This is a genomic window from Streptomyces sp. NPDC057474 (genome assembly GCF_042802555.1).
In the GTDB taxonomy this organism is placed as follows: domain Bacteria; phylum Actinomycetota; class Actinomycetes; order Streptomycetales; family Streptomycetaceae; genus Streptomyces.
In genome coordinates, this window is the sequence record NZ_JBHVDX010000088.1 from 24,239 (window position 1) to 38,071 (window position 13,833).

At 72.9% G+C, this 13,833-nt stretch carries 6 protein-coding genes; 1 reads left to right on the forward strand and 5 read right to left on the reverse strand.

The annotated features are described in order from the left end of the window. Positions 1-83: 83 nt before the first annotated feature. The 5 genes from ACFU53_RS24100 to ACFU53_RS24120 form a co-directional block, all read right to left on the reverse strand. Positions 84-2,363, reverse strand: coding sequence for a CDP-glycerol glycerophosphotransferase family protein (locus ACFU53_RS24100; RefSeq protein ID WP_383995965.1), 2,280 nt, complete (start codon positions 2,361-2,363; stop codon positions 84-86). A 232-nt stretch (positions 2,364-2,595) separates the two neighbouring features. Then, entirely contained in the window at positions 2,596-3,519 is a 924-nt protein-coding gene (locus ACFU53_RS24105; protein ID WP_383995968.1) for a carbohydrate ABC transporter permease, read from the reverse strand. Continuing rightward, on the reverse strand, positions 3,516-4,871 hold the full coding sequence (locus ACFU53_RS24110) for a carbohydrate ABC transporter permease (RefSeq protein WP_383995971.1): 1,356 nt from the start codon (positions 4,869-4,871) through the stop codon (positions 3,516-3,518). Before ACFU53_RS24110 ends, ACFU53_RS24105 begins: the two co-directional genes overlap by 4 nt. 10 nt (positions 4,872-4,881) lie before the next feature. Then, complete coding sequence (locus tag ACFU53_RS24115) at positions 4,882-6,318, reverse strand: ABC transporter substrate-binding protein (RefSeq protein ID WP_383995974.1); 1,437 nt, start codon at positions 6,316-6,318, stop codon at positions 4,882-4,884. A gap of 388 nt (positions 6,319-6,706) precedes the next feature. Further along, positions 6,707-11,065: an FHA domain-containing protein gene (locus ACFU53_RS24120; RefSeq protein WP_383995977.1), complete on the reverse strand. Its 4,359-nt coding sequence runs from the start codon at positions 11,063-11,065 to the stop codon at positions 6,707-6,709. A gap of 562 nt (positions 11,066-11,627) precedes the next feature. Between ACFU53_RS24120 and ACFU53_RS24125 the strand changes: the two genes are divergently transcribed. Then, the gene (locus ACFU53_RS24125) at positions 11,628-13,373 is read left to right on the forward strand and encodes a serine/threonine-protein kinase (protein ID WP_383995979.1); all 1,746 of its coding nucleotides are present in this window, start codon (positions 11,628-11,630) and stop codon (positions 13,371-13,373) included. The last annotated feature ends 460 nt before the right edge of the window (positions 13,374-13,833 follow it).

The window sequence follows — 13,833 nt, forward strand, 5'->3', positions numbered from 1 at the left end:
CGACGGACCCGTGGCTGGGGGGCGAAGGGGCGTGGCTCCTGGAGGATGGGACGGGCAGGGGCCGCGGGGGCGAGGAAAGGCGGCTACGTGCGCGGCCAGTCGTCCAGGCCCGGCTGGACCTGGCCCGGGACCGTCGCCAGCGGGGAGGTCGGACGGGCCGCCGCAGCCGACGGGACCGGGTGGCGGTGGGACAGTGGCACGAAGCCGAGCGCGGAGGTCTCACCCAGCACGACCCGACGCACCACCCGCTCCGCCGCCCGCCCGTCGTCGTACTGACAGAACCGGTCACGGAACGCGGCCCGCAGCTGCGCGGACCGCGAGCCGTGCCAGTGCCCCGTGGCGAAGATGTCGATCAGCTCGTCCTCACTGCGGGCGACCGCACCCGGCGGGCAGGAGCGCAGATCGAAGTACGTGCCCCGGGCCGCCTCGTACGCCTCCCAGTCCTCGGCGTGGATCACGATGGGCCGGTCGAGGTTGGCGTAGTCGAACATCAGGGACGAGTAGTCGGTGACCAGGGCGTCCGACGCCAGACACAGGTTCTCGATGCTCGGGTACCCGGTGACGTCCAGGAGGCGGCCGTGCGCCAGGTCCGTCAGCGGGGAGTCGTACACGTGGTGGGCGCGGGCGAGGACCACGAAACGCGGCCCGAGCTTGCGCAGCACCCGCTCCAGGTCCAGGTGGGCGCGCTGCGAATGGCGGTAGTCGCGGTGGGTCGGGGCGTACAGGACGGCGACCGAGCCCTCGGGGATGCCGAGGTGTTCGCGGACCCGGGCCACGTCCGTCGAACCGGCCCTCAGGAACACGTCGTTGCGCGGGGAGCCGTATTCCAGGGTCGTGTACGCGGACGGGTGGACGCGCTCCCAGACGAGGGTGGAGTGGCGGTTTCCGGACAGGACGTAGTCCCACTGGTCGCTGCCGCGCAGCACGGCGGCGAAGTCCGTGCCGCGTGCGGCCGCCGGCCGGTCCTGGAGGTCGAGACCCATGTGCTTGAGCGGAGTGCCGTGCTGGGTCTGGAGGAGGACCTGACCGGGACGCTTGACCAGGCGCCGGTCGAAGTCCACGTTGTTCACCAGGTACTTGGAGCGGGCGAGCGCCGTCCAGTACGCCATCGAGCCGGGGAGCACACGCCGGGTCGCCACCGGGAGCGTGTGGTGGTGCTCCGGGCGCGCGACCCACGAGGTGCGCATCCCGGGGACGTAGGTACGGAACGCGTTCTCCAGCGCGGCCGGGCTGCACACATAGCCCCGGCCCCCGTACGCGGCGAACACCGCCCGGTCGGCACGCAGCGGGAGGAGGCGCTGGACGCGGTAGTGGACGCGGAGGCCGCCGGCGCGCAGCAGCCGGGCCAGGCCCCGTACCAGGCGTCCGGCGCCTCGGCCCAGCCGGGCCATGGCCCACAGCGCGCGGTGGACGCGCCGGCTGCCGAGCCGCAGGAGCGCGTGCCGGAGCCGGGCGCGGGCGCGGACAGGGGCGCCCGGGGTGCGATAACGGGCGCAGTGCGCGCGGACCGTGCGCAGGAACTCGGCGCGCGCCTCGCGCGGGAGTCGGTGGCGCCGGGAGAGCACGGAGGTGAGGTGGTCGACCATGCGCCGGAACAGCACCGGACGCCACTGCGCCAGCTCCGGCCGCTCGTCGACGTAAGCGAACACCCGGTCGTACTGCTCGAACACGTCGAAGTGACCGCGTGTAGTCGCCCCGAGCAGGCTGCCGTGGCGGCGTCGGCGGTGGTGGACGCAGACCCGGTCGAGAGTGGCGACGGACTCGGCGGCCATCAGGACCGGGTACGTCCAGGCCGTGTCCTCGTAGATGCCGGGCGGGAACCGGAAGCCGTGGTCCTCGACGAACTCCCGTTTGTATGCCTTGTTCCACACCACCGGGCGGACGTTCAGCAGGCCCGGGCGGTCGTCGAGGCGGAAGGGGGCCGGGCCCTGCTCGGTGAGTTGGAGAGCGTGTTCGTTGTGGACGGGCTCGTCCGACCAGGAGGTCCGGGCGAAGTCGTGGACGAGGACGTCGGGTTCGCCGGTCTCCTTGACCCGGTCGGCGATCGCCTGGAGCGCGTCGGGCGTGAACGTGTCGTCGCCGTCGAGGAAGAGGAGATAGTCCCCCCTCGCGTACTCCATCCCCTTGTTGCGGGCGGTCCCCGGCCCCGCGTTCTCCCGCAGGCGCACGGTTCGCCGTACACGGGGGTCGCGGGCCGCGATCTCGTCGGCGATCGCACCGCAGTTGTCGGGCGAGGCGTCGTCGACGACGATCAGTTCGAGGTCGGTGAAGGACTGGGACAGCACAGAATCCAGGCATTCGTGCAGGTACGCCTGAACCTTGTACGCGGGAACGATGACACTGAACCTGGGCAAGGAGGACATCCATGGGTCGGCACGGGCATACTGCCCGGAAACGGCCGATGGGATGATTTGGTTACGTTGTGTGTTCCATACGGGGGAATACCTGGGAGTTGGGGGCGCGTGGGTGCGTTTTCGGGTGCGGGTGGTGGGGGGTGCTCGCGCCCACGCGGCGGAGCCGCATATCGACACAGCCCCCACGCGCCCGCACTCGCTCGACAGCCCGCAACTCGCGAGCTGTAGAGCGCCGTTGCCGCTACTTCACCGCGCCCGCCATCACCCCCGACACGAACTGCCTCTGGAACGCGAAGAACACGGCCAGCGGGATCACCATCGAGATGAACGCACCCGGCGCCAGGATCTCGATGTTGCTGCCGAACTGTCGTACCTGCTGTTGGAGTGCGACCGTCAGTGGCTGTGAGTCGGAGCTGGAGAAGACCAGCGCGACCAGCATGTCGTTCCACACCCACAGGAACTGGAAGATCCCGAGGGACGCCAACGCCGGTGCGGCCAGCGGCAGTACGACCGTCGCGAACAGCCGTACCTCGCCGGCCCCGTCCAGCCGAGCCGCCTCCAGCAGCTCGCGCGGGATCTCCGCGAAGAAGTTCCGCAACAGGAAGATCGCGAACGGCAGTCCGAAGCCGACGTGGAAGAGGACGACACCGATGATGTCGCCGAAGATCCCGAGGTCCCGGAAGAGCCCGGACAGCGGGATCAGCGCCACCTGCACCGGCACCACCAACAGCCCCACCACGACCATGAACCACCAGTCGCGGCCCTTGAAGTCCAGCCAGGCGAAGGCGTATCCGGCCATCGCGCCGATCAGGACGACCAGCAGGGTCGACGGCACCGTGATCCAGACCGTGTTGAAGAGGGCGCCTGTGATGTCGTCGTTCTCGAGCAGCGACTCGTAGCTCTTGGCGGTGAGTCGGGCCGGCGTCGAGAACACCTTCCACCACCCGGAGGTGGCGATGTCGGTCGGGTCGCGGAACGACGAGACCAGCAGTCCGAAGGTCGGCACCAGCCAGAACAGCGCCACCAGCAGCAGGAACACACGCAACGCGCCGCCCGCCGCGCCGCTCGCGAGCCGGGCGGCGACGGAGCGTTCGGCGCGTGCGGGTGCCTCGCGCGCCGGAGTCTTCGGCGCGGGGGCCGGTGCGGGGTTTTCGAGAGCGGTCACCGCTGGCGCTCCTTCCTGAGCCGCCGGATGTTGACCCACATCACCGGCAGCACGAGCAGCAGCAGGACCACACCGATCGCGCTGCCGAGACCGAAGTCGCCCCCGCCGCCGTACGACACCAAGTACAGCTGCAGAGCGAGGACGTTGGCCTCGTCCTGGGTGGGCTGGGGCGCGATGATGTAGACGAGGTCGAACACCTTCATCACGTTGATCATCAGCGTGACGAGGACGACGACCAGGACCGGCGCGAGCAGCGGAACGGTGACCCGGCGGAACACCTGCCACTCGTTCGCCCCGTCCACCCGGGCCGCTTCGAGCAGATTGCGGTCGACTCCGGCGAGGCCCGCCGCGATCAGTACCATCGCGAAGCCCGCCCACATCCAGACGTACGACCCGATGACGGCCGGGGTGACGAGGGTCGGGCCGAGCCAGTCGATGCCGTTGTAGGGCGCCGCGAAGTTCGAGCCGGGCAGCTTGAGTCGGGCCCCGTCGGCCGACTCCGGCAGGCTGAACGTGCCGTCGGAGCCGCTGGTCGCGGTGGCGACGACCTTGCCGTCCTTCACCGCCTCGATCTTGACGCCCTCCAGCGCCTTCTCACCCGGGTCGACAGCCCCCTTCTCGCCGCCGCCGCCGAGCCGGAAGTCCAGCCAGACGGTGCCGGTGACACCGTCGCCGGTGGCGGCCTTGGCGTCCTGCGCGTCGCCGGGCAGCCGGTTGGGCGCGATGCCGACGAGGGGGAGGAGCGCCGGGGTGCCCGTCCGCACGGTCCCCTCCGTGGTGAACGAACCCCCGCCGGACGCCCGCAGATCACTGACCTGCGCGTTGGGCCGGGCCTTCGGATACACGGACTCGTCGGCGAAGACGTCGTGCACGGACGTCACGACCGCGTTGGCGACGCCCTGGTTCGGATCCTGCTCGTACACCAGCCGGAAGATGATGCCCGCGGCCAGCATCGAGATCGCCATCGGCATGAAGACGATCAGCTTGAACGCCGTTCCCCAGCGCACCCGTTCGGTCAGCACCGCGAAGATCAGACCGAGCGCGGTGACGAGCGCCGGGGCCACCGCGACCCAGATCGCGGTGTTCCGTACGGCGACGAGGGTGGAGTCGTCGGAGAAGATCTCCGCGTAGTTGTCGAGGCCGACGAAGCCCGAGCCGTCCGCGTCGAACAGGCTCCGCCAGACCGAGTACCCGATCGGGTAGACCACGAGCGCGCCGAGCAGCACCAGCGCGGGCAGCAGAAACAGCACCGCCACCCACAGCCGGGTACCCGTCACGCTCTTGCGCGGTGCGGCGGGGGGCGTCGGAGTTGCGCCGGCGCCTCCCGCCGTCTTCGTCACGGCAGACGACATGAGGTCGCCGTCAGCCGTTCCCGTAGGCCTTCGCCGCGTCGGTCTCCAGCTGCTTCTGGGCACCGGCCACGTCGTCGGGGCTCTTCAGGAAGTCCTGCAGGTCCTTCCATTCACCGACGCCCTGCGTGCCGCCGAACGCCGCCGGGGCCTGGTCGGACATGTCGAAGCGGAAGTCGTCGCCCGCCGCGAGCAGCGCCTTGGCGATCTCCCGGGTGACGTCGTCCTTGTAACTGCCCTCGTCCATCTCCTTGTTTGGGGAGAGGAAGCCGCCCTGCGCCGCCCAGATCTCCGCCGCGTCGGTCGAGGCGAGGAAGGTGAGCAGCGCCTGCGCGCCCTCGCCGTCCTTCAGCGCCACGGCCGCGTCGCCGCCGGTGACCACGGGGGAGTCGTCGCCGACCGCCGGGAACGGGAAGACCTTGGCGTCCGTGCCGATCTTCGCGTCCGTGTCACCGTTGACGGTGACGGCCACGAAGTCGCCCTCGAAGACCATTCCGGCCGGGGTGTCCCCGCCGAATGTCTTCGTGATCGACTTGATGTAGTCGGTCTGCAGCGCGCCGGAGGCGCCGCCCGCGAGCAGGTCGTCCTTGCCCCACAGCTCGGCGAGCGTGGTCAGGGCCTCCTTCACGGAAGGATCGGTCCACTTGATCTCGTGCTTGGCGAGCTGGTCGTACTTCTCCGGGCCCGCCTGCGACAGATAGACGTTCTCGAACCAGTCGGTGAGCGTCCAGCCGTCGGCGCCGCCGACGGACACGGCGGGGGAGCCGGCGTCGGAGAGCGTCTGCGCGGTCTGCAGGAACTCGTCCCACGTCTTGGGTTCCTCGGTGATCCCCGCCGCCTCGAAGGCCGCGGTGTTGTACCAGACGAGGGATTTGTTGGCGGCCTTCGCGTAGACGCCGTACTGCTTGCCCTCGTACGCGCCGAGGTCCTTCCAGCCGTCCGAGAAGTTCTTCTCCAGTTGTGCCTGGGCCTCGCTGCCGAGCGGTTTCACCCAGCCCTTCTCGGCGAACTGGTGCAACACGCCGACCTGCGGCAGGAACGCCACGTCCGGCGGTTTGCCGCCCTCGATCTTCGTACCGAGGAACGTGGACGTGTTGTTGCCGGTCGGTACGAAGGTCACCGAGGCGCCGGTGCGTTTCTCGAACTCGTCCAGCACCTTCTGGAAGTTGTCCAGCTCCGGGCCCGTGAAGACCGCCGCGACCTCCAGCTTCTGGCCGTCCAGCTTGGGGAGTTGCACGGTGGCCTCGTTGCCGCCGTCGTTGCCGGTGTCACCCTTGTCGCCGCCGTCGTCGTCACCGCCGCAGGCGGTGAGGGAGAGGGCGAGAACGCCTGCGGCGAGGGCCGCGAGGGCTTTGGACGTGGGGGGAGAAATGGATGGATGGGTGGGCTCGCCAAGGGGATTGGGCTTGTGTGTACGAAGAGTGCGACGAATGCCGTGGATGTTGCGCATCACTGACCCCGTTCTCCGTGCGTCGTCGAACGTAGAGCGCTGTCCCGTGCGCTCTGGTCTACGCCGCGTGCTCGGGGGCGGCAAGAGCGCCTGCCGTGTCAATGTCTTGATCGTGACCGCGTCGTGACCATGGGGCGCGGTGGGGAGGGCCGGGTGCCCGATCGCCGCGGGGGTGCTTCGTCGTGGGCGAGTTCCCCGGTCCGCCGTGGTTGATCGCGCAGTTTCCCGCGCCCCTTACGGGGCGCGCATCCCCGCCTGCACAGCTGCCGGCAGTGGTGCGGCCCGGGGCGGCACGGGTGGGTGCAGGCGGCGCCCTGTCAGCGCCGGTAAGCGCCTCCCGCCCCCGGTCGGCTCCGGCGCCGGCGCCGGGTGCCCTGTCAGGGGACGGTCACAACAGGGACGGTACGCCCGTCGCCGAGACCTCCCGGGCCGCGCGGTCCAACGCGCTGGCCAGCAACGCCAGATCCGTAGGGCCGTTCCCCAACTCCCGTACGGGGCGCCGCGCCGGCGGGTCGCCCATCCTCGCCCAGTCCAGCGGTACGACGGTCGGGCGGAGGGTCGCGGTGCGAGGGATGCGGCCCGTCACGCGGCCGGCCTGGAAGGCGGTGGTGCGGCCCCCCTCGCCCAGCAACTCCCCCCGACCGGGCGCGGGTTCGTCCGGCCCCGCCACCGGCGCGCTCAGGACGACGCGTCCGCCGGCCGCCCGGCCCAGTTCGCTCTCGCCCGTACGCCCACCCCCACTGGTCGTGGCGATCAGATGCACGCCGAGGCGCTCGCCCTCCCGGGCCACCGCCTCCAGGGCCCGTACGACGGACCCCGCCGCCGGCCGCCCCGTGGACCCCAAGGGGGGTGACAGCAGGGCGTCGAGGTCGTCGACGATCACGACGAGCCGGGGGAGTTCCGAGGCCGGGTTCTTCCCGGCCGCGCCCCTGCCGTCCTGGTCGGTGTTCCTACGGCTCGCCGCCGGCCGCAGCCGAAGCGTGGAGCTGGAGGACGAGTCGAGGTCCGCGGCCCCGGCCGACCCCGCCGCCTGGGCGGACCCGGGTCCCGAAGTCCCCGGCCCGGAGGACCCCGCCCCGGAGGACCCCGCCCCGGAGGCTGCGGACTTCGCCGGCCCCGACGTCGCCGATCGCTGCGGGACGATACGCCCCGAGACCTCCCGCCGCGTGTGCCACTCCACGAACCCGAGCCCGCCGAGCAGCTCGTACCGACGCTTCAACTCGGTGATCAGGGATTGTGCGAACTCCCGCATCCGGACAGGGTCGTTGGCCGTGAGATGCGTACCGACATGGGGCAGGTCGGTACAGACCCCCAACCCCTCCCCGGCCCGGCCCCCACCGGTACCGGCGGCGCCACCGGCACCGCCGTCCCGCCCGTCCACGAGGGCGATGCCCAGCCGGTCGGGCCGCTCGGCGGCGGCGAGTGACGCGGCGACGGACCGCAGCAGCTCCGTACGACCGCTGCCGACAGGCCCCTCGATCAGCAGATGGGGGCCCTCGGCGACGAGGTCCACGGAGAGCGGCCCGCGCGGCCCGGCGCCGAGCACGGCCCAGGCGCGCCCGCCGAGTGCCGTCGTGTCGTCGCCCGCGTCCGCCCACCGCGCCATCAGCGACGCCGGAGTGGCCCGCGCCAGCCCCAACTCGTCCAGCAGCCGCGCCGACTGCGGCAACGGCGCCGACACCCGCGACTGCCGGTCCCCGGCCGCTCCGTCCGTCCGCAACGGTGCCAGCGCCCGCGCGAACCGCTCCGCCCATGCCACCGACACCGCGTCCAGCGTGGCCACCGTGCCGTGGTTCAACAGCCCGGGCGCGTCGTCCGGGTCGAGCGGTACGAGATCCTGGGCGCCGGGGCGCGTCCGCTCGTCGGCACCGGAGAGTGCGCTTCCCGTGAGGTCGATGTTGGTGTGCGTACGGCTCACCGAGGCGGGGTCCGCCTGCGCGGAGCCGTGGGCGCGGTCGGGCCGGCCGGAAAGGCCGGAATGGTCGGAATGGTCGGCGCGGGGACGGCTCGACGGTGCGCCGTCGTTCGTACCGCGCGCGTGGTCGGCGGAGGCGGAAGGCGCGGAGCGCGTGGCCCTCGTCCGGCCGGAGTCTGCCGGACCCGAGGTCCCGGCACCGCTCCCCGCGCCATACCCGGCGGAGGCGACCCGCAGCAGCCGTAGCGCCGTGGCGACGTCACCGCTGAGCAGGGCGACGGCCCCGCACGCGCGGAACGCGGGCGAGACCTCGCAGGCCGCCGTGTACGTCTCCGTCACCGGCGAGGCGGGTGACGCGGACTCCGTCTCGGCGAGGCACACGACATGGATCCCGGCGAGGGGCCCCTGCTGCGCCAGCCGCACCACGGCCTCCCGCACATCGGCGCCCCCGGGGTCCCCGTCCACGATCACCACCGTGTAGGGCCCCGCGAAGCCACCGCCCGCCGGTCCGTCCTCCCGGGCCCACGACGGCCGCCGCACGGCCCGCCGTCCGGAGCCACCCTCGGCCGTCCCGTGCACCGCCCCACCACGATCGGCCCCATGACCCGCAAGGTCCCAGGCTCCGGAGCCGGCCCCGGTTCCGGCCTCTGCCGTACGCCCGGCCGTGCGGCCTGATGCGTCCCCGGACCCGTGGCTCGCCGCCTCCCCGGACCGGTGGCCCGATGCCGCCCCGGACCGGTGGTTCGTCGCGTCGTCCGACCGGCGACCGGCCACGCCCGTGGCCCCCGCACCCGCCGTCCGGCCGCGTCCTGCGCCCGCCGTGCTCCCGGGCGCGTGTCCCGCGGTGTCCGCCGCGTGGTCCTCCACGCGGCGGAGCAGTTCGTCCAGACGGGCCGTCGTCTGCTCGCGGTCGTAGGCGAGGAGGAGGCGGCAGTCCTGGCCGTGGGCGGGGCGGAGATGGGGGAGCCAGCCGAGCCAGGACCATTCGGTGGTGCGTTCCTCGGCGGAGCGGGAGCGGTCCGCGCTGATCAGGACCAGTTCCAGGGCGTCGGGGGAGTGCAGCGCGGTGAGCTGGGCCACGAGCGCTCGGGTCAGCCCCATCAGCCGGGGGCGCGGCCCGGCCAGGCCCAGCGCGCCGACCTCACGCAGCCCCGTGGTCACCGGCACCGCCGGCAACAGTCCCGATCCGTCCGGCGCCGCGCGGTCCGTCGTACCCAGCCGCACCGTCAGTGCCTCCGGGTGCCCCGGCCCCCGCTCCCACAGCCGGGCGCCCGGCCCGAGCGCGGTGAGCAGCAGCGCGGCGGGATCCGGCCATGTCTCCGGCAGCCGCTCCCCACCCGCAGGGAGCACCGAGGCCGTCGTCCCGCGCTCGTCCTCGTCGTCCTCCGCGTCGTACTCGTACGGGTCGTACTCGGCCCCCGCCTGCGCCCGCCCCCCGGTCAACCGCCGCGCCCAAGCCCCGAACCCACTCCGTTTGCGCACCCCACGCGGCACATCCGTGCCCCGGAGGGGAGTGCCCTTACGAGTGCCGGACTCGACGGGTCCGTCGACGTCCCCAAAATCGCCCGTCCCATGAGAGCTGTTGGAGTCTCCGGGTCCGCTGGAACCCCGGGCTCCGCTGGAACCCCGGGGTCCATTGGAACCATCAGGACCGCCGGGACCACCGCGCTCACCGGCACGGCCCGGTCCACCGGAACCGCTGGGCAGCCCAGACCCGACGGACCTGCGGGAATCCCTGGCATCGCCGTGCTCACGGCTGCTGCGGGCGTCTCGGGCGTCTCGGCCATCGCCGACGCGGCCATGGGGTTCCATCCCGCCCCCGCCCGACCCGCCCTCGTGCACAGGCCCCTGGTCGGCACCGGACACGGCTCCCCGCCCCGTACCGGCCGCGGAGGAGCCCGCGCCCCCCGCCGTCCGCTCGATCCCGGGCACCCCGCCCTGCCCCGGGACGGTCCGCCGCTCGACACGACCGTGCCCCGGATCCGCGGCTCCTTGCCCCGCCGCACCTCCACGAGTCACCCCGCCGGAGCCGGAGCCGGAGCCGGACTCGGCCCCCGCCCCCGCTCCCGTCCCGGATCCCGAACCACCGCCTGCGGAGCCCGAACCCCCGCCTGTCGAACCGAAGCCGGTACCGGCGCCCGGCGCCCCCGCCCCGACCGCCACCCGGACGTGGCCCTCACCGTCAGGCGCCGTACCGACCCCCCGCGCTCCCGACGACGAGGCCAGCCGAAGCGCGGACTCGCCGATCCGTAGGAGCGCGCCCGGGGCGAGGCGGACCGGCCGGTCGCCCACACGGGTGCCGTCGAGGGTGGTGCCGTTGGTGGAGCCGAGGTCGACGACGGAGACGCGGCCGTCGGCGGAGAGAGTGACCGCGCAGTGGAGGCGGGAGACGTCCGGGTCGTCGAGGGGGACGTCGGCGTCGGCGGAGCGGCCGATGTGGATCTTGCCGCCGTGCAGGAGATGGACGCCGCCGGCGTCGGGGCCGGCCACGACGTGGAGCTGCGCGGCGGCTTCGTCGACCTCGGGGCCCGGCTCGGAGGGGGTGCCCAGGGAGAGCACGGCGCCGTCGATGAGGGGCGGCTCGCCCAGGGTGCAGCGCTGGGCGTCGAGGCGCTCGGCACCGGCGTACAGCACTACCTGTCCGCCGCCGACCTCCCGGTTGCGCTCCAGCCGCTCCGCACCGCCTTCGCCGACGGCGGAGGCGAGGCCCGAGGCCACGGCGGCGAGAGCCGTCCCGGCGGGCGCCGTGACCAGCACGTCGCAGGCCATGGCACGTCCTCGCGGCTCCGAGGGCGGTCCCAGCGGGTCTACGACGGTCAGCCGGATCTGCATCGCCGTCAGCGGTCCCTTCCGCGCGGGCACCCGCGACGACGAGGACGAGACTGCGCGGTCCCCACCGCAGACTTCCCCCACCACTCACGGGCACGTCGGCCAGTACTGGAGGCATCCTCGCACCTGCCACTGACAACACGCCCGCCGCCCACCGTCAAGTGATCTTGATTGGTCGGCTCTGCCCCCAAAAGTGCCTGACCAGTGCCCGCTAGTTGATCACTTGAGATCGGTCACGTTCGCATCGCGTCCGCATTCGGGATCGGTCGCGTCCGCATCCGCGACGGGGCGCGTCCGTATCCGGAACCGCGTAGGTCGAAGTCCGGCAACCAACTGCCCACGGGTGAGCGTCTTTCCATCGAACGCACACGGGTACCCGTACGTACTCGCGGACACGGACACCGACAGGCAGCACACAGCAAGTCGGACCAAGTCACAGCAAAGCGGGCGGGAAGAGTCAGGAAGACGACAGCCCGGTCCCGCGGACGGCCGCACTACAGTGGGTCGGAACGTCCGCAGGACTCCAGGGCGTGACCAGGCAGGCAAGCAGCAGGGAGCGCATGACGTGCGGCCGGTAGGGAGCAAGTACCTCCTTGAGGAGCCGATTGGACGCGGCGCCACAGGCACTGTCTGGCGCGCCCGCCAGCGGGAGACCGCGGGGGCCGAGGCAGCCGTGCCCGGACACCCCGGCGAGACCGTGGCGATCAAGGTCCTCAAGGAGGAGCTCGCCAGCGACGCGGACATCGTGATGCGGTTCCTGCGGGAGCGCTCCGTGCTGCTCCGGCTCACCCACCCGAACATCGTGCGGGTGCGGGACCTCGTCGTCGAGGGCGATCTGCTGGCGCTGGTCATGGACCTGGTCGAGGGCCCCGACCTGCACCGGTACCTCCGCGAGAACGGCCCGTTCACGCCCGTGGGCGCGGCCCTGCTCACCGCCCAGATCGCCGACGCGCTCGCCGTCAGCCACGCCGACGGCGTCGTCCACCGCGACCTGAAGCCCGCCAACGTGCTGCTCAAGCAGGACGGCGGCCAGATGCACCCGATGCTGACCGACTTCGGCATCGCCCGCCTCGCCGACTCCCCGGGCCTGACCCGGACCAGCGAGTTCGTGGGCACGCCCGCGTACGTCGCCCCCGAGTCCGCCGAGGGCCAGCCGCAGACCTCCGCCGTCGACATCTACGGCGCCGGCATCCTGATGTACGAACTGGTCACCGGGCGCCCGCCGTTCAACGGCCAGTCCGCGCTCGAAGTGCTGCACCAGCACCTCAGCGCCGAGCCGCGCCGCCCGTCCACCGTCCCCGACCCGCTGTGGACGGTCATCGAGCGCTGCCTGCGCAAGAACCCGCGCGAGCGGCCCAGCGCCGTCAACCTCGCCCGCGCGCTCCGCATCGTCGCCGAGGGCGTCGGCGTGCACGCGAACTCCATGCAGATCGCCGCCGCCGAGGGCGTGGGCCACATCCTCGCCCCCGACCCGGCGCCCGCGCAGGTGCCGGGCGCCGCCCCGGACCTGTTCGGTTCGGCCGACGCGACGCAGGTACTGCCGCACGGCGCGGGCTCGTACGACCCGAATGCCGCGACCAGCGTGCTCCCGCACACCTCCGGTCCGGCGGGGGCGGCCGACCCCACCTCCGTGCTCCCGCACACCAGTGGCTCCGACCCGACGTCCGTCATGCCGCCGGTGCCGTCGCACGACCCGGGCGGCCAGCAGCCCGAGCAGCCGCACCCCTGGCAGAACCAGCTCCGCGCGGCCCGCGACCGCAACGAGCAGACCCAGGTCCAGTACCTCGACCCCAGCGAGGACCCGCTGCGCCGCCGTCCCCAGCGGCAGGCGGGCCGCCCGCAGCCGCCCCAGCAGCCTCAGCCCCAGCCCCAGCAGCAGCCGCCGCGCAGGCAGCAGCGCGGGCCCCAGGGCGGCGGCCCCGGTCCCGGGTACGGCCACCCGCAGCAGCAACAGCCGTACGCTCCCGCGCCGCCGCAGCCGCAGCGCCAGCAGCCGCAGCGGTACGCGCCGGCGCCGCAGCCCCAGCAGCCCGCGCCCCGGCCCCAGCGTGAGCCCCGGCCGCCGCGCGAGCCGCGTCAGCGCAGCGCCAACCCGATGCGGATCCCGGGCCTCGGGTGCCTCAAAGGCTGCCTCTTCATGATCGTCCTCTTCCTCGTCGGAGGCTGGCTGATCTGGGAGTTCACACCCCTCCAGGGGTGGATCGGCACTGGCCAGAGCTGGTGGGGCCAGCTCACCGACTGGTTCAGCGAGGCGAGCAAGTGGATCGGCGAGCTGGACAACGGCTCGGGTTCCGGCGGCTCAGGGCAGTGACGCGACGGTGGTGAGCGGCTGAGGGCCGGTGGGGGCTGGTCGCGCAGTTCCCTGCGCCCCTTACGGGGCGCAGTCGCCCACGGGACTTGAAACGGGCGGTTCGGATTCCGGCCCTGCGCGATGCGGATGGGCGGGTCTCGGGTCCCGGCCCGGGCAGTACGGAGGCCGGGCCGCAGGCTCCGCCATCGAACCGCGACCGAGTCGGGGCAGGAGACTCTGCTCCACAACCCTGGCTCGTGTCTTTCGGGACCTGGGTTCGGGCTCTGGACAGGCCTGTCGCCTCGCTCTGCCCGCCATCCGCCCCAGACTCACCTGCCGGCCGCCGCGCTTCCCCTCGGCCCGCCCTCCCGCCTTCGGCCTGAGGCCCCGCCTTCGGTCTTCCCCCTTCTCGGCGGCCCGCCGCCCGGCCGCCCGGCCACCTGGCGGCCCGGCCTCGGGGCCACCCGCCCACCTGGCGGCC